General features: G+C 71.2%; 15 protein-coding genes. 12 read left to right on the forward strand and 3 right to left on the reverse strand.

Translation table 11 applies throughout. The annotated features are described in order from the left end of the window. The first annotated feature begins 24 nt into the window (after positions 1–24). Both ACVW19_RS23895 and ACVW19_RS23900 read left to right on the forward strand, forming a co-directional pair. Positions 25–3,141, forward strand: a complete 3,117-nt coding sequence (locus ACVW19_RS23895; protein ID WP_457461607.1) for a helix-turn-helix transcriptional regulator — start codon at positions 25–27, stop codon at positions 3,139–3,141. 38 nt (positions 3,142–3,179) lie between these two features. Continuing rightward, a complete protein-coding gene (locus ACVW19_RS23900; RefSeq protein WP_457461608.1) occupies positions 3,180–3,374 on the forward strand; it encodes a DUF6191 domain-containing protein in 195 nt (64 codons plus the stop codon). On the opposite strand, the gene ACVW19_RS23905 is transcribed toward ACVW19_RS23900, so the two are convergent. Together ACVW19_RS23905 and ACVW19_RS23910 are read right to left on the reverse strand one after the other, a co-directional pair. Beyond that, positions 3,371–4,531 carry a PQQ-dependent sugar dehydrogenase gene (locus ACVW19_RS23905; RefSeq protein ID WP_457461610.1) on the reverse strand — a complete coding sequence of 387 codons (1,161 nt, stop codon included), beginning with the start codon at positions 4,529–4,531 and terminating at the stop codon, positions 3,371–3,373. The two genes, ACVW19_RS23900 and ACVW19_RS23905, sit on opposite strands and share 4 nt — an antisense overlap. A gap of 162 nt (positions 4,532–4,693) precedes the next feature. Continuing rightward, positions 4,694–5,692 carry an aldo/keto reductase gene (locus ACVW19_RS23910; protein ID WP_457461612.1) on the reverse strand — a complete coding sequence of 333 codons (999 nt, stop codon included), beginning with the start codon at positions 5,690–5,692 and terminating at the stop codon, positions 4,694–4,696. Between the two features lie 75 nt (positions 5,693–5,767). Here ACVW19_RS23910 and ACVW19_RS23915 point away from each other — a divergent pair, with 75 nt between their 5' ends. From ACVW19_RS23915 to serA, 6 genes are all read left to right on the forward strand, one after another. Beyond that, the gene (locus ACVW19_RS23915; protein ID WP_457461614.1) at positions 5,768–6,718 is read left to right on the forward strand and encodes a 2-hydroxyacid dehydrogenase; all 951 of its coding nucleotides are present in this window, start codon (positions 5,768–5,770) and stop codon (positions 6,716–6,718) included. 372 nt (positions 6,719–7,090) lie between these two features. Then, positions 7,091–10,084 carry a putative bifunctional diguanylate cyclase/phosphodiesterase gene (locus ACVW19_RS23920; protein WP_457461616.1) on the forward strand — a complete coding sequence of 998 codons (2,994 nt, stop codon included), beginning with the start codon at positions 7,091–7,093 and terminating at the stop codon, positions 10,082–10,084. A 228-nt stretch (positions 10,085–10,312) separates the two neighbouring features. Then, positions 10,313–12,220 carry an acetolactate synthase large subunit gene (locus ACVW19_RS23925; RefSeq protein ID WP_457461618.1) on the forward strand — a complete coding sequence of 636 codons (1,908 nt, stop codon included), beginning with the start codon at positions 10,313–10,315 and terminating at the stop codon, positions 12,218–12,220. Positions 12,221–12,241: 21 nt separating this feature from the next. Further along, positions 12,242–12,766 (forward strand): acetolactate synthase small subunit, encoded by a 525-nt coding sequence (gene ilvN / locus ACVW19_RS23930; protein WP_406725356.1) that lies wholly within the window; start codon positions 12,242–12,244, stop codon positions 12,764–12,766. A gap of 118 nt (positions 12,767–12,884) precedes the next feature. Then, entirely contained in the window at positions 12,885–13,883 is a 999-nt protein-coding gene (ilvC, locus tag ACVW19_RS23935) for a ketol-acid reductoisomerase (RefSeq protein WP_457461620.1), read from the forward strand. 370 nt (positions 13,884–14,253) lie between these two features. After that, positions 14,254–15,843, forward strand: a complete 1,590-nt coding sequence (gene serA / locus ACVW19_RS23940; protein WP_457461622.1) for a phosphoglycerate dehydrogenase — start codon at positions 14,254–14,256, stop codon at positions 15,841–15,843. A 145-nt stretch (positions 15,844–15,988) separates the two neighbouring features. Here serA and ACVW19_RS23945 read toward each other — a convergent pair whose 3' ends face one another. Then, entirely contained in the window at positions 15,989–17,227 is a 1,239-nt protein-coding gene (locus ACVW19_RS23945; RefSeq protein ID WP_457461624.1) for a PucR family transcriptional regulator, read from the reverse strand. A 178-nt stretch (positions 17,228–17,405) separates the two neighbouring features. Between ACVW19_RS23945 and ACVW19_RS23950 the strand changes: the two genes are divergently transcribed. The 4 genes from ACVW19_RS23950 (at position 17,406) to ACVW19_RS23965 (ending at position 21,638) form a co-directional block, all read left to right on the forward strand. Next, positions 17,406–18,332, forward strand: a complete 927-nt coding sequence (locus ACVW19_RS23950) for a proline dehydrogenase family protein (protein ID WP_457461626.1) — start codon at positions 17,406–17,408, stop codon at positions 18,330–18,332. Between the two features lie 54 nt (positions 18,333–18,386). Further along, on the forward strand, positions 18,387–20,027 hold the full coding sequence (gene pruA / locus ACVW19_RS23955) for an L-glutamate gamma-semialdehyde dehydrogenase (protein ID WP_202276120.1): 1,641 nt from the start codon (positions 18,387–18,389) through the stop codon (positions 20,025–20,027). A gap of 337 nt (positions 20,028–20,364) precedes the next feature. After that, positions 20,365–20,496, forward strand: a complete 132-nt coding sequence (locus ACVW19_RS23960) for a hypothetical protein (RefSeq protein ID WP_272932900.1) — start codon at positions 20,365–20,367, stop codon at positions 20,494–20,496. A 98-nt stretch (positions 20,497–20,594) separates the two neighbouring features. Next, complete coding sequence (locus ACVW19_RS23965; protein WP_457461628.1) at positions 20,595–21,638, forward strand: 3-isopropylmalate dehydrogenase; 1,044 nt, start codon at positions 20,595–20,597, stop codon at positions 21,636–21,638. The last annotated feature ends 249 nt before the right edge of the window (positions 21,639–21,887 follow it).

Genomic DNA, 21,887 nt, shown 5'->3' on the forward strand with positions numbered 1-21,887 from the left:
CCCTCGGTGAAAACCGGTGCCGCGATGTCGGACCCTCGTGCGATGCTCGGAGCCGTGGAGACCAGGACCGTCAGTCCCGTGTTCGTCGGCCGTGCCGGTGAACTCGACGCGTTGAACACCGCGCTCGCCCGCGCCACCGAAGGCGCGGGCGAGCCGCAGGCGCTGCTCGTCGGGGGAGAGGCCGGCGTCGGGAAGACCCGCCTCGTCGAGGAGTTCGCCGCCGAGGCCCGCCGCCGGGGCACCGTCGTCGCGCTCGGCGGCTGCGTCGAGATCGGCGCCGACGGGCTGCCCTTCGCCCCCTTCTCCACCGCCCTGCGCGGGCTGCGCCGCGAACTGCCCGGCCAACTCGCCGCCGCGGCCGCTGGACAAGAAGAGGAACTGGCTCGCCTGCTGCCCGAACTCGGCACCGTCGCCCCCGAGGCCCGGCGCGACGAACAGGGCATGGCCCGCCTCTTCGAACTCACCGCCCGCCTGCTGGAGCGCGTCGCCGCCGAGCACCCCGTCGTCCTCGCCCTGGAGGACCTGCACTGGGCGGACGCCTCCACCCGGCATCTGCTCTCCTACCTCTTCCGCACCCTGCGCACCGGCCGTCTCGTCGTCCTCGCCACCTACCGCTCCGACGACATCCACCGCCGCCACCCGCTGCGCCCCCTCCTCGCCGAACTCGACCGGCTCCGCACGGTCCACCGCATCGAACTCCCCCGTTTCAACCGCGAGGAGGTCGGCCGTCAGATCGCCGGCATCCTCGCCCGGGAACCCGAACCGGACCGCGTCGACGAGATCTTCGAACGCTCCGACGGCAACGCCTTCTTCGTCGAGGAACTCGCCGTCGCCTCACGCGAGGGCTGCCGCACCGGTCTCACCGACTCCCTGCGCGATCTGCTCCTGGTCAGGGTCGAGCGCCTGCCGGAGAGCGCCCAGCAGGTGGTCCGGTTCGTCGCCGAGGGCGGCTCCACCGTCGAGTACCGGCTGCTGGCCGCCGTCGCCCGGCTCGCCGAGGACGACCTCCTCGACGCGCTGCGCTCGACGGTGAACGCCGGCATCCTCACGCCCGCGCCCGACCGCGACGGCTACCGCTTCCGCCACTCCCTGGTCCGCGAGGCCGTCAGCGACGACCTGCTGCCCGGCGAACGCTCCCGCCTCAACCGCCGCTACGCCGAGGCCCTGGAGGCCGACCCCACGCCCGTGCCCGCCGACGAGCGGGTGACGCGCCTGGCCAGCTACTGGTACCACGCCCACGACGCGGCCAAAGCGCTGCCCGCCGTCCTCGACGCCTCCGTCGAGGCCCGCCGACGTCACGCCTACTTCGAGCAACTGGGCCTGCTGGAAAGGGCGATGGAACTCTGGGACGCCGTCCCCGACGACCTGAGGGCCACCCTGCGCCCCGCCGACTACGCCGCGATCCACCCTCCCCCACTGCCTGAAGGGCGTGGGGGGACCCCCAGCGGCAGCGACCCCGAGAACACCCCCCTGTGTTACCTCGACCTGATGGCCGAGGCAGCCGTCGCAGGACGGCTCTGCGGGGAACGCGAACGTGCCATGAAGATCACCAAGCGGGCCCTGCGCGTCCTCGAGGAGGAACCGGACCCGCTGCGCGCCGCCTGGTTCTGGGTGCAGCGCTCCCGGCTGACCACGTCCCTCTCCCGGGGCGACGGCTGGACCGAACTCGGCTTCGCCCAGGACCTGGTGCGCGGCCTGCCGCCCTCCGAGGTGCACGCCGAGGTGCTCGCCTCCGCCGCCGGCTGGTCCATGTTGCACGAACCGGGCCCCGACGCCATGGCGGCCGCCGAACGGGCCGTCGAGTACGCGCGCATGGTCGGCGCCCACGACATCGAACTCAACGCCCGGCTCACCCTGGGGGGCCTCATGGTCGACGCCGGCGCCATCGACGCCGGCCTCGCGGAGATGTACGAGGTCAAGGAGCGGGCGACCGAACTGGGTGTGGACACGGTGGTGGGCCGCAGCCACATCAACCTGCCCTCGGCCCTCGAAGGCATCGGCCGCTCGGAGGAAGCGGCCGGACTCCTGCGCGAAGGCGTGCGGGTCACCCGCAGGCTCGGGCTGCTGGACGCGGAAGGCTGGGTGTGGGGCAACCTCGCCGAGTCCCTCCACTCCCTCGGCCGCTGGGACGAGGCGGCCGAGGCCGCAGCCGGCACCCAGCACCTGGAGCAGAGCGCCAAGCCGCGGGCCGGGGCCTGGGTACGGCTGGCCCATCTGGCCCTCGACCGGGGCGACCTGGCCACCGCGCACCGTCATCTCGGCGCGGCCCGCGCCGCCTTCGGCACCCACGACTCCATGCCGCAGTACTCCCTGCCGATGGCCTGGGTCGCCGTCGGGACAGCCGCCGCCGAGGGTCGTCTCGCCGACGCCCGGACCGAACTGCTCACCGCTCTCGACGACTTCGAGGCCGGTCTCCCACCCGGCACCCAGCGCTACGGCTGGCCGCTGCTGCTCGCCGCCGCGACCGCCGAGGCCGATGCCCACGGCGACCCGGCCACCGAACCGGACCGCCCGCGGATCCTCGGACGCCTCCGCGCGGCAGCCAAGACCCTGGCGACCGGCGTACCGCTGTGGCAGGCGTACGAGGTGTGGCTGCGCGCCGAACTGCTGCGCGCCGAGGGCCGGTCGGCGCCGGGGGAGTGGGCCTCCGTCGTCGCCGCGCTCGAACCACTGGAGCGGCCCTACGACCTCGCCCGGGTCCGCTTCCGGCTCGCGGAGGCGCTGCTCGCCTCCGGCGCGGGCGAGGACGAGCGCGCCCGCGCCACGGAGCTGCTGCGGCTGTCCGGAGCCGTCGCCGAGCACCTCGGAGCCGCCCCGCTGGCCCGGTCGGTCGCCCTGCTGGCCCGGCGCGCCCGCCTCGCGCCGGCCGCCGCCACTCGGGAGTCCGCCCCGGCGCCCACGGATCCGGCCGACGCCCTCGGCCTCACCGGCCGGGAACGCGACGTCCTGCGCCTGGTGGCCGCCGGCCACACCAACCGCCGCATCGCCGAGCAACTGTTCATCTCACCGAAGACGGCCAGCGTCCATGTGTCCAACATCCTCGCCAAGCTGGGCGTCTCCGGCCGGGGCGAGGCGGCGGCACTGGCCCATCGGCTGGGTCTCTTCCCCGCCGAGGCCGGGAATCGGCAGGCCGCGGGATAATGGGTGCCACGCCCACGCGGCCCCGGAAAGGGGGAGCGATGTTCAACGCCTTCGAGGAACTGTTCGCACCCGGCCGCAAACACACCCACGACGAGCAGAAGCGGCTGGAGCTGACCCGGGAGGACGTCGGCGACGCCGACCCCGGACGCGGCCCGATAGACCTCGCGTCCGGAAAGGTCGTCGTACGCCCGTCACCGACCCACCCCGAACCGGAACCGGACGAGGGGCCCTAGCTCACCCGCACCTCCAGGATGCGGTCGTCGCCCTCCCTCGGGGTGAGACGGCCGTCCGTGTTGCTGGTGACCAGCCACAGCTTGTCGCCACCGGCCGACGCCACCGTGCGCAGCCGGCCGTACTCGCCTTCGAGGAAGGCATGCGGGTCCGCCGAGGTTTCCGTGCCCTCGAGCGGGATCCGCCACAGGCGCTCGCCGCGCAGGCCCGCCATCCAGATCGACCCCTCGGCGTACGCGATGCCGCTGGGGGAGGCCTCGTCCGTCCTCCACTGGTCCACCGGATCGTGGAAGTCGCCGTCGTCGGACGAGCCCTCGGCCTCGGGCCAGCCGTAGTTGTCGCCGGGCTTGATCGCGTTCAGTTCGTCCCAGGTGTTCTGGCCGAACTCCGAGGCGAACAGGCGCTGTTTGCCGTCCCAGGCCAGGCCCTGCACATTGCGGTGGCCGTACGAGTACACCGGGGAGTCGGGAAACGGGTTGCCCGGTGCCGGCTCACCCTCCGGGGTCAGCCGAAGGATCTTGCCGCCCAGGGATTCCTTGTCCTGGGAGAGTCCGGTGTCCCCGCTCTCGCCCGTGCCCACGTACAGCATCTTGTCCGGGCCGAACGCGATCCGGCCGCCGTTGTGGACCACCCCCTTGGGGATGCCGCGGAAGACGGTGTCGGGTGCGCCCAACTGCTCGCCCGCGGGCTTCTTCTCGTCGTAGATCATGCGGACGATGCGGTTGTCCGAGGCCGAGGTGAAGTAGGCGTAGACCATGTGGTCCGAGGCGAACTCCGGGGAGAGCGCGATGCCGAGCAGGCCGCCCTCGCCGCCCGGCGCCACCCCCGGCACCTCGCCCAGCCCGGACTTCTCGCCCGTCTTCGTGTCGACCCGGGTGATCGTCGCCTCGTCCCGGGAGGACACCAGCAGATCGCCGTCGGCCAGGGGGGCGAGACCCCAGGGGGTGTTCAGGTCCTCGGTGACCGTGCGGAGCACCTTCACCGAGCCCTTCGCCGGGGGTGTCTCCTCGGCGCCGCGCTCCGCGGGCGAGGACCGCCCCGTCGCACGGCTCGACGGGGTGTCGCCTCCACCCGGCCCCCCTCCGTCGTCGGAGGAACATCCGGCCGTCAGCAGAAGCGCGGCGGCGGCCAGCACGGCCGTAACGGATCGATGATGCACGATCTTGTCCCTTCGACGCGGCAGGTTCTCCCTGTCATACCCCGCTCGCGCCTCACAGGTTCCCGATCACACGAGTCCGAATCGTCGATCACCGCGCGGCCCGGCCTCAGCCCCTGGCTCAGTCGTGCCTCAGTCGTGCCTCAGTCCTGCCTCAGTCCTGCCTCAATCCCACGACCCCTGCGCCGCGGGCAGCGCCGCGATCTCCGCCAGGTCCGTTTCCGTCAGGCGCAGCTCCGCCGCCCCGGCGTTCTCGGCGACCCACCGCTCCCGCTTGGCGCCCGGCACCGGGACCACCTGCCCGCCCAGGGACAACACCCAGGCCAGGGCCACCTGCGCCGGAGTGACGTCCTCGCCGTGCCGGCGGGCGATACGGCGCAGGCCGACCACGATCGGCTGGTTCGCGGCCATCATCTCGGCCGTGAAGCGCGGGTGCCGGGCGCGCAGATCGTCCGCCTCGAATCCCTCACCCGGTGTCAGCGTGCCGGTCAGGAAGCCGTTGCCGAGCGGCATCGCGGCCAGGAAACCCACGCCGCGTGCCCCGCACCACGGCAGCAGCGCCTCCACCGCCTCCGGCGACCACACCGACAGTTCCGCCTGCACCGTGCTCACCGGGAAGATTTGCTGCACCCGCTCCAGCTGCCGGATCGTCGTGTCGTGCAGCCGCGCTCCCGGCCGCCGCGCCGACCGCGCGCCGACCGCGCAGAGCCCCAGCGCCCGTACCTTTCCGGCCTGGACGAGTTCGGCCATCGCGCCCCAGGTCTCCTCGACCGGCACCTCCGGGTCCGCGCGGTGCAACTGGTAGAGATCGATGACATCCGTCTGGAGCCGCCGCAGGGACGCGTCACAGGCTCTTCTCACGTACCCGGGACGGCCGTTGGCCACGATGTGCTGATCGCCCACCAGCAGACCGACCTTCGTCGACACGAAGGCGTCAGCGCGCCGCTCCTTCAACACCCGTCCCAACAACAGCTCGTTGGTGAACGGGCCGTACATGTCGGCGGTGTCCAGCAGCGTCGAGCCCAGGTCGAGTGCCCGGTGCACCGCCCTGAGCGAGTCCTCGCCGCGCTGCCGCGAGGTGCTGTAGGCCCAGCTCATCGGCATGCATCCGAGTCCGACGGCCCCCACCGCGAGCGCCGTCGCGCCGATCGTCCTGCGCTCCACCTGGTCGTGACCCTCCCTCTCCCGGCCACCAACCTAACCTCTGCCGCCGTACGCCCCTGACATAGCCTCCTGGCCATGACTGCTGACGTATGGCTCCCCCTTCCGCCGGACGAGATCGAGGGCCTTCCCGAGGGGCCCGCGTACCGCTTCTGGGACGGCGCCGAGGACTTCCCCGCCGACCCGGCCGACTGCGTGTTCTACGTCGTGCCGTACATGAAGCCCAGCGAGATCGGGGTGCGTCCGCTGCCGCTGATGAGCTCCGTCCGGGTCGTGCAGACCCTGTCCGCCGGCATCGACCACGTGCAGCCGGGTCTGCGGCACCTGCGCCCCGGTGTGCGGCTGTGCAACGCGCGCGGTGTGCACGAGGCGAGCACGGCGGAGCTGACGCTCGCCCTGATCCTGGCCTCGCTGCGCGGCCTGCCCGATTTCGTGCGGGCGCAGGACAAGGGGGAGTGGCTCGGGGGGTTCCGGCCCGCGCTCGCCGACCGGAGCGTGCTCATCGTGGGGTACGGATCGATCGGCGCGGCGATCGAGGACCGGCTCGCCCCGTTCGAGCTCGCGCGGGTGGCGCGCGTCGCGCGCTCCGCTCGCACCACGGCGCGCGGCCCGGTGCATCCGTTCACCGAACTGCCCTCGCTGCTGCCGGAGGCGGACGTCGTCGTCCTCACCACCCCGCTGACCGAGTCCACCCGGCATCTCGTGGACGCCGGCTTCCTGGCCCGGATGAAGGACGGCGCCCTGCTCGTGAACATGGCGCGGGGGCCCGTCGTCGACACCTCGGCCCTGCTCACCGAGGTGGAGAGCGGCCGCATCACCGCGGCCCTCGACGTCACCGATCCCGAACCCCTTCCCGCGGAACATCCCCTGTGGCGGGCGCCGGGCGTCCTCATCAGCCCGCACGCCGGCGGACCCACCTCCGCCTTCCGGCCGCGTGCCGAGCGGTTGCTGGTGGACCAGTTGAACCGTTTCCTGAACCAGGAGGAGCTCCGGAACGTGATCCTGGTGACGGGGGCGGCAAGCGCTTAGTCCGCTTCGAGTACGGTCCGCGATCGTTCGGGTGCGATGAGTGCACATGCGCCAAGTGATCGTTACGGAGCGTAGAGAAGCTATGTCCCTGAGTGACGAGACTGGTGTATCGTCCCGACAGGGGCTGCGCCGCTGACCGATCGGCGCGGGGGATTGACATTGCGGACTGTGAGGGGGGCGACGGGCGATGCACGGCCTATGGACGAGCGATCCGACGCGACGGAGCCGCCGTCGGCGACCCTGGCGCACGACTGCGCGCAGCCAGGGGCACCGCGGTGAGTGGCCGCCCCGCCCCGTGCCCCGGAACCCGGAGGGCGCAGGGGTGTCGCGGTACCCGAGGGACGTGGAGGCAGCGCGGGCCGGGAGGGACCGGTGAGCGCGCCGACCTCCACGCCCACGCTCGAGGAGGCGGTGCGGACACGGCCCGCCCCGGGAGTGACACCGGCCGGCCCGACGGCCGTGGACCGTCGGGCCGGTCTGGTCCCGCAGCTCGCCTTGGCCTTCGTCTGCGCGGCCTATGCCATCGGGGCCGCGCTCGGTTGGGGATCGGACCGATTCGCTCTGATCATGGGTGACTTCGGGCTGAGCGCCGCCGCGGCCGCGGCGGCCGTGTCCTGCTTCCTCTACGCACGCGGCCGCCGCATCAGCTTCCGGCCCGCCTGGCTGCTGTTCGGCATCTCCTCCGCCATGGCGTCCCTGGGCAACCTGGTCTGGGGGTGGTACGAGGTCGTTCTCGGGCTGTCCGTGCCCAGCCCCAGCTATGCGGACCTGTTCTTCCTGTGCTTCGCGCCCCCCGCCATCGTCGGGCTGCTGGTGCTCGCCAAACGGCCCGTGACCAAGGCCGGCTGGGTCTGTCTGGGGCTGGACGCCTGGCTGATCGGCGGCTCCCTGCTCACCCTCGCCTGGAGCCTCGCGCTCGCCCAGGCCGCGCAGGCCGGCGGTGAGGACGTGGCGCACACCGCGCTGTCCCTGGCCTATCCGCTGCTCGACATCGCGCTGGTCAGCATGGTGCTCGCCCTGCACTTCCGGCGGTCGGCGGTGAACCGCTCCGCGGTCAACACCGCGATCGGCGCGCTCGCGCTCACCGTGATGTGCGACGCCGTGTTCACCTCCCCGCTGCTGCACGACACCTACCGCTCGGGACAGCTGCTCGACGCGGGCTGGTTCGCCGGCTCACTGCTCCTGGCGTACGCCCCCTGGGCCGGACCGAGGAGCGACCGGTCCGAGGACGAGGGGCACACGCGCGTGGTGCGCGAGCACCTGCCCGGACAGCGCGGCGGACCCGGCCACCACCTCCCCGGGCCCGGCGGTGAGCGCGGCCGTTATCCGGTCTCCCGGCCCATCGCCGGTTCCCTCGCCGCGCTCACCCCGTACCTCGCCGCGGCGGTGTGCACCCTGGGCATCCTCTACACCGTCCTCAACGGCCGCAGCGTCGACCGCGTGGTCCTGCTCACCGGCGGCACCGTGGTGCTCGCACTCGTCGTGCGCCAGGGCATCATGCTGCTCGACAACATCACCCTCACCCAGGAACTGGCGCACAAGGAGAACCACTTCCGCTCCCTGGTGCAGGGCTCCAGCGACGTCATCATGATCGCCGCGCCCAGCGGCATGCTCCGCTACGTCTCCCCGGCCGCCGCCGGGGTGTACGGCCGTCCCGCGGAGGAGCTGGTGGGTACGGAACTGGCCCAGCTCATCCACCCGGAGGACCTGGGCTGCGTCGTGCACGAGGTGCGCCGTTTCCTCGCCGCCAGCCCCGTCGAGGAACCCACCACGCGCATCGAGTGCCGTTTCCGCTCCGGCGGTGGGGGAGGCTGGCTGAACGTGGAGTCGACCGTCAAGCGGCACCACGGCGGCCTCATCTTCAACAGCCGGGACGTCACCGAGAGAGTGCGCCTGCAGGCACAGCTCCAGCACAACGCCGAACACGACCCGCTGACCGACCTGCCCAACCGCGCCCTGTTCACCCGGCGCGTCCAGCAGGCCCTGTCCGGCCGCCGCGCCTCCGACCGGGGCGCCGCCCTCAGGGGCACGGCCGTGCTCTTCATCGACCTCGACGGCTTCAAGGCGGTCAACGACACCATCGGCCACCAGGCCGGGGACGAGCTGCTCATCCACGCCGCCCGCAGACTCCGGGACGCGGTCCGCAAGGGCGACACCGCCTCCCGACTGGGCGGCGACGAGTTCGCCGCCCTGATCGTGGGCGACGGTGCCCGTGACCGGGAGGCCCGCGAGCGGCACATCCTGGAGCTCGCCGACCGTCTCAGGGTGACCCTGTCCCAGCCCTATCTCATCGACGGCAACGATGTCCGGGTCAACGCCTCCATCGGTGTCGCCTTCGCCGAACCGGCCCTCGGCGCGGGTGAACTGCTGCGCAACGCGGACCTCGCCATGTACCGGGCCAAGGCCGGCGGCAAGGGTCGGGTGGAGCTGTACCGGCCGCAGATGCAGCAGGACGTCGTCCGCAGGGCGGAGCTGGCCACCCGGCTGCGCGCCGCGCTGCACGACGGGGAGTTCGCGCTGCTGCACCAGCCGGTGGTGTCCCTGGGGGACGGCAGGATCACCTCGGTCTGCGCGCAGGCGCGCTGGCGTTCCGCGCAGGGTGTGCTGTTCACCCCCGCGGAGTTCCTGCGCGTCGCCGAGGACAGTGAGAAGACCGCCGAGCTGGACCGCTGGCTGCTGGAGGAGGCGGTCGAGCAGGCCGCCGAACGGCAGGCGACGGGGGTGTCGGTGCCCGTAGCCGTCCGGCTCGGTGCCCGCAGGCTGCTGGACCGCTCGCTGCCGCTCAGCTCGATCGAGGCCCTGCTCACCCGGCACGGACTGCCCTCCGGCTCGCTGGTCGTCGAGGTGGCCGAAACCGACCCGCGGGTCTGCCTGGACGAGCTGGAGCGCCGCCTGGCCGCCCTCAGGCGCGTCGGCGTCCGCATCGCCCTGGACGGCTTCGGCAACGGCTACGCGGCGATCACCGCCCTCAGGCGGCTCCCCGTCGACGTGCTCAAACTCGACCGCAGCCTGGTCGAGGGCGTGGTCGAGTCCGCTCGGCTGCACAAGATCACCAGTGGACTGCTGCGGATCGCCGGCGACCTCGGGATGCAGTCCGTGGCCGACGGGGTGGACCTGCCCGAGCAGGTCGTCGCCCTCCGCGCGATGGGGTGCACGCACGGGCAGGGCATGGCCTTCTCCGGACCCCTGGACGAGTACCGGCTGCGCAGGGCGCTCGGCGCCGGCCGCTGCCCGATGCCGTACGGACCGGCCGAACCCGCGTTCGCGGGCGGCGGCTCCGGCGGGTACACGTCGGGGGTGGCCACCATGCTCAGAGGTGGCACGGCTCTGCGCTCACATGATGAGACGCCTGTCCCACCCACTTGACAGTCGGTGCACGCCGGGGGGAGGGTCAATGCCATGCGCACCCGAATTCTCGTACTTGGAAAGCGCGTCGGCTGACGCTGAGCATCGACTGCTCGGCGCCCCCGCCCGGCGCGCTCCCCTCGATTGCCTTTTGGCACGAGGGGTTTTTTGTTGCACCAGCACCTGCCGCACCGCCCGCACACACCGCACAAATCTCGCAAGAACCCTCAGCATCGAGAAGAGAAGCCGATGACCGAGCAGGCCACCGGGGCCCATCCGCAGCCGCGGCCCCGATCCGGAGGACAGCAGTCCGCCCCCGAGAGCGTCACGGGCGCGCAGTCCCTCATTCGCTCTCTCGAGGAGGTCGGCGCCGACACGGTATTCGGCATCCCCGGCGGTGCGATCCTTCCCGCCTACGACCCGCTGATGGACTCCACCCGGGTGCGTCACGTCCTGGTCCGGCACGAGCAGGGCGCCGGCCACGCGGCCACGGGGTACGCGCAGGCCACCGGCAAGGTGGGCGTCTGCATGGCGACCTCGGGCCCCGGCGCCACCAACCTGGTCACCCCGATCGCCGACGCGCACATGGACTCCGTGCCGCTGGTCGCGATCACCGGCCAGGTCGCCTCCAAGGCGATCGGCACGGACGCCTTCCAGGAAGCGGACATCGTCGGCATCACCATGCCGATCACCAAGCATAACTTCCTGGTCACCAAGGCCGAGGACATCCCCCGGGTGATCGCGCAGGCCTTCCACATCGCCTCCACCGGCCGTCCCGGCCCGGTGCTGGTGGACATCGCCAAGGACGCCCTCCAGGCGCGCACCACCTTCTCCTGGCCGCCCACCATGGACCTGCCCGGCTACCGGCCCGTCACCAAGCCGCACGCCAAGCAGATCCGCGAGGCGGCCAAGCTGATCACCTCCGCGAAGCGGCCGGTCCTCTACGTCGGCGGCGGTGTCATCAAGGCCCGCGCCACGGCCGAGCTGAAGGTCCTCGCGGAACTCACCGGTGCTCCCGTCACCACCACCCTGATGGGACTCGGCGCATTCCCCGACAGCCACCCGCTGCACGTGGGAATGCCGGGCATGCACGGTTCGGTCACCGCCGTCACCGCGCTGCAGAAGGCCGACCTGATCGTCGCCCTCGGAGCCCGCTTCGACGACCGCGTCACCGGCAAGCTGGACAGCTTCGCCCCGTACGCCAGGATCGTCCACGCCGACATCGACCCGGCCGAGATCGGCAAGAACCGCGCCGCCGACGTGCCGATCGTCGGTGACGCCCGCGAGGTCCTCGCCGACCTCGTCCAGGCCGTCCAGAAGGAGCACGCCGAGGGGCACTGGGGCGAGGCCGCCAGGTCGAGGTATGCGGCCTGGTGGAAGGACCTGAGCCGCTGGCGCGACACCTACCCCCTGGGCTACGACCAGCCCGAGGACGGTTCGCTCTCCCCGCAGCAGGTCATCGAGCGCATCGGACAGCTGGCACCCGAGGACACGATCTTCGCCGCGGGCGTCGGCCAGCACCAGATGTGGGCCGCGCACTTCATCCAGTACGAGAAGCCCGCCACCTGGCTGAACTCCGGCGGCGCCGGAACCATGGGCTACGCCGTCCCGGCGGCCATGGGCGCCAAGGCCGGACAGCCCGGCCGGGCCGTCTGGGCGATCGACGGCGACGGCTGCTTCCAGATGACCAACCAGGAACTCACCACCTGCGCCCTGAACAACATCCCGATCAAGGTCGCCATCATCAACAACGGCGCTCTCGGGATGGTCCGCCAGTGGCAGACCCTGTTCTACAACCAGCGGTACTCCAACACCGTGCTGGGCTCGGGCCCCGTCGAGGCGAACAACGCCCCCACCGATCTGAACGGCGGCTCCGCCGTGGGACCGGCCACGCAGCGGAGCGCCGGCACCCGCGTCCCCGACTTCGTCAAGCTGTCGGAGGCCATGGGCTGTCACGCGATCCGCTGCGAGGACCCGGCGGACCTCGACAAGGTCATCGAGGAGGCGAACTCGATCAACGACCGCCCGGTCGTCGTCGACTTCATCGTCCACCAGGACGCCATGGTGTGGCCGATGGTCGCCGCCGGCACCTCCAACGACGAGATCATGGCCGCCCGCGACGTCCGCCCCGACTTCGGCGACAACGAAGACGACTGAGCGAGAGAGACCCAAGAGATCATGTCCAAGCACACGCTCTCCGTCCTGGTGGAGAACACCCCCGGCATCCTGGCCCGGATCGCCGCCCTGTTCTCCCGCCGCGGCTTCAACATCGACTCGCTCGCCGTCGGCGTCACCGAGCACCCCGACATCTCCCGTATCACCATCGTGGTGAGCGTCGAGGAGTTCCCGCTGGAGCAGGTGACCAAGCAGCTCAACAAGCTCGTCAACGTGCTGAAGATCGTCGAGCTCGAGTCGGCGCAGGCCGTTCAGCGCGAACTCGTTCTGGTGAAGGTGCGCGCCGACAACGAGACGCGTTCCCAGATCGTCGAGATCGTCCAGCTGTTCCGCGCCAAGACCGTGGACGTCTCCCCGGAGGCCGTCACCATCGAGGCCACCGGCAGCAGCGACAAGCTGTCCGCCATGCTCAAGATGCTGGAACCGTTCGGCATCAAGGAACTGGTCCAGTCCGGGACGATCGCGATCGGACGCGGTGCCCGTTCGATCACCGACCGGTCGCTGCGCGCGCTCGACCGATCGGCGTAAGACGGAACAGGGCGGTCGGCGACACACCGGCCGCCCGTATTCCGAGACCCCAAGACTTCCCGTCCCCTCACCGTCATACGGTGGGACGCGACACCCGCACACAAGGAGAGAACCCAAAGTGGCCGAGCTGTTCTACGACGCCGACGCCGACCTGTCCATCATCCAGGGCCGCAAGGTCGCGGTCATCGGTTACGGCAGCCAGGGCCACGCCCACGCCCTGTCGCTGCGCGACTCCGGCGTCGACGTGCGCGTCGGTCTGCACGAAGGCTCCAAGTCCAAGGCCAAGGCCGAGGAGCAGGGCCTGCGCGTGGTGACCCCGTCCGAGGCCGCCGCCGAGGCCGACGTCATCATGATCCTCGTCCCGGACCCGATCCAGGCCCAGGTCTACGAGGAGCACATCAAGGGCAACCTGAAGGACGGCGACGCCCTGTTCTTCGGTCACGGCCTGAACATCCGCTACGGCTTCATCAAGCCGCCGGCCGGTGTGGACGTCTGCATGGTCGCCCCCAAGGGCCCGGGCCACCTGGTGCGCCGCCAGTACGAGGAGGGCCGCGGCGTTCCCTGCATCGCGGCCGTCGAGCAGGACGCCACCGGCAACGGCTTCGCGCTGGCCCTGTCGTACGCCAAGGGCATCGGCGGCACCCGCGCCGGCGTCATCAAGACCACCTTCACCGAGGAGACCGAGACCGACCTGTTCGGTGAGCAGGCCGTCCTCTGTGGTGGCACCGCGGCGCTGGTCAAGGCGGGCTTCGAGACGCTGACCGAGGCGGGCTACCAGCCGGAGATCGCCTACTTCGAGTGCCTGCACGAGCTGAAGCTGATCGTCGACCTCATGTACGAGGGCGGCCTGGAGAAGATGCGCTGGTCGATCTCCGAGACCGCCGAGTGGGGCGACTACGTCACCGGCCCGCGGATCATCACCGACGCCACCAAGGCCGAGATGAAGAAGGTCCTCGCCGAGATCCAGGACGGCTCCTTCGCGAGGCAGTGGATGGACGAGTACCACGGCGGTCTGAAGAAGTACAACGAGTACAAGAAGCAGGACTCCGAGCACCTCCTGGAGACCACCGGCAAGGAGCTGCGCAAGCTGATGAGCTGGGTCAACGAAGACGCGTGAACCGAGCGCTCCGCGACGGCGCCGTGCCCGGGCCGCCCCGGCCCCGCCGGCGCCGTCGCGGAGGCTTCGCCCCACACCCCCGTATCTCCAACGCCCCAGGGGCTGGATTCTTCGTTGGCAGGCCTGCCCGGCCACTTCCGGATGATCCTTCCGCAGTGACGCAGGACGGCGCCCCGGCGCCACTACACTGCTGAGACATACGCGTCAGGCCCACAGCGTCGTGCGTCTTCCACGCGGCTAAGCGACACCGAGGAATGCAGGCCACCCCGGCGCCGCTCCCCTCCACCGCATGCGGCCGTCGGGACGGCCGTCCTCCCCCGTGGCGTCACCCGCGCCCGGGTGGTGCCCCCATGGACATGTGAGGACTCACGTGAGCTCGAAACCTGTCGTACTCATCGCCGAAGAACTGTCGCCCGCGACCGTGGACGCGCTCGGCCCGGACTTCGAGATCCGCCACTGCAACGGCGCGGACCGGGCGGAACTCCTGCCTGCCATCGCCGACGTGGACGCGATCCTGATCCGCTCCGCCACCAAGGTCGACGCCGAGGCCATCGCCGCCGCGAAGAAGCTCAAGGTCGTCGCGCGGGCCGGAGTCGGCCTGGACAACGTCGACGTCTCCGCCGCCACCAAGGCAGGCGTGATGGTGGTCAACGCCCCCACCTCGAACATCGTGACCGCGGCGGAACTCGCCTGCGGTCTGATCGTCGCCACCGCGCGCAACATCCCGCAGGCCAACGCCGCGCTGAAGAACCACGAGTGGAAGCGCAGCAAGTACACGGGCGTCGAGCTCGCCGAGAAGACCCTCGGAGTCGTGGGTCTGGGGCGGATCGGCGCCCTCGTCGCGCAGCGCATGTCCGCCTTCGGCATGAAGATCGTCGCCTACGACCCCTATGTGCAGCCCGCGCGGGCCGCACAGATGGGCGTGAAGGTGCTGTCGCTGGACGAGCTGCTCGAGGTCTCCGACTTCATCACCGTCCACCTGCCCAAGACCCCCGAGACACTCGGCCTGATCGGCGACGAGGCGCTGCGCAAGGTCAAGCCGAGCGTGCGCGTCATCAACGCCGCGCGCGGCGGCATCGTCGACGAGGAGGCGCTGTACTCGGCGCTCAAGGAGGGCCGCGTCGCCGGCGCCGGCCTCGACGTGTACGCCAAGGAGCCGTGCACCGACTCCCCGCTGTTCGAGTTCGACCAGGTCGTCTGCACCCCGCACCTCGGTGCCTCCACCGACGAGGCCCAGGAGAAGGCCGGCATCGCCGTCGCCCGCTCGGTGCGCCTCGCGCTCGCCGGTGAGCTGGTCCCGGACGCGGTGAACGTACAGGGCGGGGTCATCGCCGAGGACGTCAAGCCGGGCCTGCCGCTCGCCGAGCGCCTCGGCCGGATCTTCACCGCACTCGCCGGTGAGGTCGCGGTCCGCCTCGACGTCGAGGTGTACGGCGAGATCACCCAGCACGACGTGAAGGTGCTGGAGCTCTCCGCGCTCAAGGGCGTCTTCGAGGACGTCGTCGACGAGACGGTGTCCTATGTGAACGCGCCCCTGTTCGCCCAGGAGCGGGGCGTCGAGGTGCGGCTGACCACCAGCTCCGAGTCGGCCGACCACCGCAACGTGGTCACCGTGCGCGGCACCCTCGCCGACGGCGAGGAGATCGCGGTCTCCGGCACGCTGGCCGGGCACAAGAACGTCCAGAAGATCGTCGCGGTCGGCGACTACGACGTGGACCTCGCGCTCGCCGACCACATGGTCGTCCTGCGCTACGAGGACCGTCCGGGTGTCGTCGGCACCGTGGGCCGCATCCTGGGCGAGGCGGGCATCAACATCGCCGGCATGCAGGTCGCCCGCGCGACGGTCGGCGGCGAGGCGCTCGCCGTGCTGACGGTCGACGACACGGTCCCCTCCGCGGTGCTGGCCGAGGTCGCGGCGGAGATCGGCGCGACGTCCGCCCGCTCGGTGGAGCTGGTCTGATCCCGCCGTCCCCGGGAGCCCCGCCCCCGGGTCCCCGTTCGGACTGAAAGGCGCCGGGCGGCCGAGAACCGTCTCGGCCGCCCGGCGCCTTTCCCGTCGGCCGGGTGATCGAGGCCGCCCCCGGCGCCGACGCGCCTCCCGGTGATCACAGGCGGTGCGCCTTCAGCGCCATGTGCAGCAGGAGCCGGTCCTCGCCGTCGTCCAGGTCGAGGCCGGTGAGCTGCTCGATGCGGGACAGGCGGTAATACAGGGTCTGACGGTGGACGCCCAGCTCGGCAGCCGTGCGGCCGGCCTGGCCCGCGCAGTCGAGATAGGTCTCGGCGGTGCGGGCGAGTTCCCGGTGCGCCGGGGCGAGCAGCGGGCCGACGACGGGGTCGTGGGCGGCCCGCGCGGGGAGTGCGGTCAGGAGCCGGTAGGGGCCGATCGAGGTCCACCGGGCCGCCGGGCCGAACCGGGGCTCGGCCAGGGCGGCGCGGGCCGCCGCCGACGCCTCGCCCCAGGCGACGTCGAGTTCGGCGAGGCCGGCGCGGGGCGCGGCGATCCCGGCGGCCACGGCGGGACCGGAACGGCCGCCTTGGCCCTCCCGCACGCCGACCGCCCCGTCCCGGTGCTCGGGGCCGCTCCCGTGCGCCCGTTCCAGGAGCCGCGAGGCGGCCGTCGTCGCCGGGGCCAGCACGTCGGACGCGCGTAGCCGCAGCAGCAGCGCCAGCGACACGTCCGCGGCGGCCCCCCACGGCAGGGTGCACAGCGCCGTCGCGCCCGGCACCGTACGGACCGACGGGGCGTCGTCGGGGTCGGCGGAGGGCCACGGGGCCACACAGACCATGATGTGCGGGCCGTCGGCGCGGCCACCGAGAGCGGTACGGAGCTCGGCGACCGCCATGTCGCGCTGCCAGTCGCGTTCCGCAGTGAGGACGGCCCGCAGCTCGCGGGTCAGGTCCGCGCCGTGCTGCGCCTCGTCGGCGAGCAGCGCGCCGATCCGGGCCGTCACCCGCATGGCCGCGTCCAGCTGCCGTTCCGAGGGCCCCGGGTCGTAGTCCAGCAGCCAGACGTAACCGAGGACGACACCCCGATGGCGTACCGGAAGGCAGACGCGTCCGCGGTGCACACCCGCCTCCGGGGTACGCGGGATGCGCACCGGACCGGTCGCGCGCGTGATGCCGAAACCCTCGAACCAGGTGCGGACGGCGGCCGTCGAACGGCGGGTCAGGATCGAGCGGGTGCGCACCGGGTCCAGCGCGGACGGATCGAGATCGCCCTCGCTGTCGTACGCCCCGAACGCGATCAGCTCGAAGTCGCGGTTCTCCAGGGTCGCCGGAGCGCCCAGCAGCTCCGAGACCTCGTCCACCAGCTCCTGGTAGCCGCCCCTGTGTTCCGACGTCACCCCCGCATTGTCCCGCAGAACCGCGCGGCCTTCATACAACTGTCTGAGATCGGCGGCACGGATGCGTGACAGCTGTCGATGGCCCACGTTCGAAGGAATCCCTAGGTTTCACGGTGGTTCTCCGTGCCGTACCCGAAACGTCGGGCAGCGGCCGTTTCGCAGCTTGTGGAGGTGCCCCGTGCTGGGTCCCGTGATTCTCGCCGCGTCGCGCAGCGACCGGATGCGACGCCTGGTCTCGGCGGCCCCGGTGACCAAGCAGGTCGTCGACCGCTTCATCCCCGGTGAGACCGTCGACGAGGTCCTGCCGATCATCCAGGAGCTCACCGGCAGCGGCCTGGAACTGACCATGGACGTCGTCGGCGAGGACATCACCACCCCCGAGCAGGCCGCCGCCGCACGCGACGCGTACCTGGAGCTGATCGACCGGCTGGGGTCGCTGGAGCTCGGCACCCGCGCCGAGATGTCGGTGAAGCTGTCGATGTTCGGCCAGGCGCTCCCCGGCGGCCATGAACTGGCGCTCGCCAACGTCCGCCCGGTCGTCGAGGCCGCCGCCGCGATCGGCACCACCGTCACCCTCGACGCCGAGGACCACACCACCCTCGACTCGATGTTCGCCATCCACCAGGAGCTGCGGAAGGACTTCCCGCAGACCGGCTGCGTCATCCAGGCCTACCTCTTCCGCACCGAGGCCGACGCGCGCCGCCTCGCCGCCGACGGCAGTCGCGTACGGTTGGTGAAGGGCGCCTACAAGGAGCCCGCCGAGGTCGCCTACCAGCAGAAGCACGAGATCGACAAGGCGTACGTGCGCATCCTGCGGACGCTGATGGAGGGCGAGGGTTACCCGATGATCGGGTCCCACGACCCGCGCCTGATCTCCATCACCCAGGAACTGGCCCGCACCGCCGGACGCAAGCTCGACGAGTACGAGTTCCAGATGCTCTACGGCATCCGCGGCGACGAGCACCTGCGGCTGGCCGCCGAGGGTCACCGCATGCGCGTCTACACGGCCTACGGCACCGACTGGTACGGCTACTTCATGCGCCGTCTGGCGGAGAAGCCGGCGAACCTGCGCTTCTTCCTGCGCTCGATGGTCAGCAAGGGCTGAGCCCGAGCACCACCGCTCACCCACTCACCGCTCAAGTCAAGGAGTACGGAACTCATGGACGCTGTGACCCAGGTCCCCACCCCCGTCAACGAGCCGGTGCACGGCTACGCCCCCGGTACGCCCGAGCGTGCCCGGCTGGAGACCAAGCTCAAGGAGCTGGCCGACAACCCGGTCGACCTGCCCTGCACCATCGGCGGCGAGAAGCGGATGGGCGGCGGCGAGCGCTTCGACGTCGTGCAGCCGCACAACCACAAGGCGCGCCTGGGCACCTACGCCAACGCCACCCGGCAGGACGCCCAGGACGCGATCGACGCCGCACTGGCCGCCGCCCCCGCCTGGCGCGCGATGTCCTTCGACGACCGCGCGGCGATCATCCTGCGCGCCGCCGAACTGCTCTCGGGCCCCTGGCGCGAGACCATCGCCGCCTCCACCATGCTGGGCCAGTCCAAGACCGCCCAGCAGGCCGAGATCGACAGCCCCTGCGAGCTGATCGACTTCTGGCGGTTCAACGTCCACTACGCGCGCGGCATCCTGGCCGAGCAGCCCCCGGCCAACTCGCCGGGCGTGTGGAACCGCATGGACCACCGCCCGCTGGAGGGCTTCGTCTACGCGATCACGCCGTTCAACTTCAGCGCGATCGCAGCCAACCTGCCCACCGCGCCCGCGCTGATGGGCAACGTCGTGGTCTGGAAGCCGTCCCCGACCCAGACCCACGCCGCCGTGCTGCTGATGCGGCTGCTGGAGGAGGCCGGACTGCCCAAGGGCGTCATCAACCTCGTCACCGGTGACGGCATCGAGGTCTCCGAGGTCGCGCTCGAGCACCGGGACCTGGCGGGCATCCACTTCACGGGCTCGACCAAGACCTTCCAGCACCTGTGGAAGACGGTCGGCAACAACATCGAGAAGTACCGCACCTACCCGCGGCTGGTCGGTGAGACCGGCGGCAAGGACTTCGTCGTCGCCCACCCGTCGGCCGACCGCGCGATCCTCAAGACGGCGCTGACCCGCGGTGCCTTCGAGTACCAGGGCCAGAAGTGCTCGGCGACCTCCCGCGCGTACATCCCGGCGTCCATCTGGAACTCCGGGTTCAAGGAGGAGTTCGCCGCCGAGATCGACGGCATCAAGATGGGTGACGTCACCGACCTGTCCAACTTCATCGGCGCCGTCATCGACGAGCGGTCCTTCGCCAAGAACAAGGCCGCGATCGACCGCGCCAAGGAGGACCCGTCCTGCACGATCGTCGCGGGCGGCAGCTACGACGACTCCGTCGGCTACTTCGTCCGTCCGACCGTCGTCGAGTGCGACGACCCGGACAACGAGGTCTTCCGCACCGAGTACTTCGGCCCGTTCCTCGCCGTGCACGTGTACGACGACAGCGCGGCCGACGCCTACGACGAGATGCTGACCCAGATGGAGGCGGTGTCCGACTACGCGCTGACCGGCTCGGTCATCGCGAACGACCGCGCGGCCGCCGCGTACACGATGGAGAAGCTGCGCTACGCGGCCGGCAACTTCTACATCAACGACAAGTCGACCGGTGCCGTCGTCGGCCAGCAGCCCTTCGGCGGCGGTCGCGCCTCCGGCACCAACGACAAGGCCGGCGCCCCGCAGAACCTGATGCGCTGGACCCTGACCCGTGCCATCAAGGAGACGCTGGTCCCGCCGACCGACTACACCTACCCGCACATGGGCTGACGCCCCCCCCGGCACCGGGGTCTTCGTACCCGCTGCCGCTGCCCCGTCGGACGGGCCAGGTCGTACGGACCTGGCCCGTTCGGCGTTTTCGCAGGTCGCGGCGGTGTGACACGGTCCACTGTCTCAGATAGTAGGAAGTCCGAGTAATTGTGCAGACAGATGCCCTGCGCGCCCTTATTTTTGTAGGAGCCGAACGTCTCGCTCGACCAAGCGAACGGCGGTCGTGAGCCGGGCCCCGTGCAGGCAATCCCTGCGGCCCCGCTCCCCGCCCCTTCCGGTGACGCGTTTCCCCGTTGCATTTCCGCGCCCTCCCGGCTTGTCGAAGGAGTCGATCCCCATGCCCGAGACCGCTGTCCGCCGCCGCGTCCGCCACGCCTCCCGTACGAGTGAGTCCGACCGCAAGAACGCCGCAGCCGCCCTCCAGCGCGCCCTCGACCGCCGGGACAACGGCGGCTCGACCGGCCACTGAGCCGTTCCGGGCGGTGCCGGTCGGTGGTTCTCCCCGTGCGGGTGTCCGCATCCCGGACGGCTCATGTCAGAGCATGGGACGAGGAGTAGGGTGCCCGCATGTCTCGCAGCATCAGTCTCGCAGTGATCCCCGGTGACGGCATCGGCCAGGAGGTCGTGACCGAAGGTCTCAAGGTCCTCTCCGCCGTCCTTCCGCAGGATGTGAAGCTGGAGACCAAGGAGTTCGACTTCGGCGCGCGGCGCTACCACGCCACCGGTGAGACCCTCACCGACGCCGACCTCGACGCACTGAAGCAGTACGACGCCATCCTGCTCGGTGCCATCGGGGATCCGAGCGTCCCCTCCGGGGTTCTGGAGCGCGGTTTCCTGCTCAAGCTCCGCTTCGCCTTCGACCACCACGTCAACCTGCGGCCGTCGAAGCTCCTGCCGGGCGTGTCCACGCCGCTCGCGGGGCAGCCGGAGATCGACTTCGTCGTGGTCCGGGAGGGCACCGAGGGCCCGTACACCGGCAACGGCGGCACCATCCGCAAGGGCACCGAGCACGAGGTCGCCACCGAGGTCTCCGTCAACACGGCCTACGGTGTCGAGCGTGTCGTGCGTGACGCCTTCGCCCGCGCCCAGGCCCGCCCGCGCAAGAAGCTCACGCTGGTCCACAAGAACAACGTGCTGACCTTCGCCGGCCACCTGTGGACGAACGTCTTCAACAAGGTGGCCGCGGAGTTCCCCGAGGTCACCACCGACTACATCCACGTCGACGCCGCGACGATCTACCTGGTCACCGACCCGGCCCGCTTCGACGTCATCGTCACCGACAACCTCTTCGGTGACATCATCACCGACCTCGCCGCGGCCGTCTCCGGCGGCATCGGCGTCGCCGCGAGCGGGAACATCAACCCGTCCGGAGAGTTCCCGTCGATGTTCGAGCCGGTGCACGGCTCGGCTCCGGACATCGCCGGCCAGGGCAAGGCGGACCCGAGCGCCACGGTCCTCTCCGTCGCCCTCCTCCTGCGCCACCTCGGCCACGACGCCGAGGCGGCCCGCATCGAGGAGGCCGTCTCCGCCGACCTCGCGGAGCGCGGCGAGCTGCCCGCGCGCAGCACCTCCGAGATCGGCGACGCGCTCGCCGTACGCGTAGCCGGCTGACCGGGCGCGCACACTCGACACCACTCGAAGCCGCCGGTCGCGACCGCCCGGCGGCTTCCCCATGTCCCCGCCGGGTGCCACCATCGACCACCGGGCCGCATTCACCCCGTGTTCCCTCCGCCGCCGCCCCCGGGCGATAATCGAACGCGGAGCCGCGGAATGAGGGAATGCTCGGACGTCCTACCACTGGCCGCCGGCCGTACGGGCGTGAGCGCGGCCCGTCACTACAACCGGTGAAGGACAACCACT

The sequence above is a fragment of the Streptomyces sp. TE5632 genome (genome assembly GCF_054061295.1).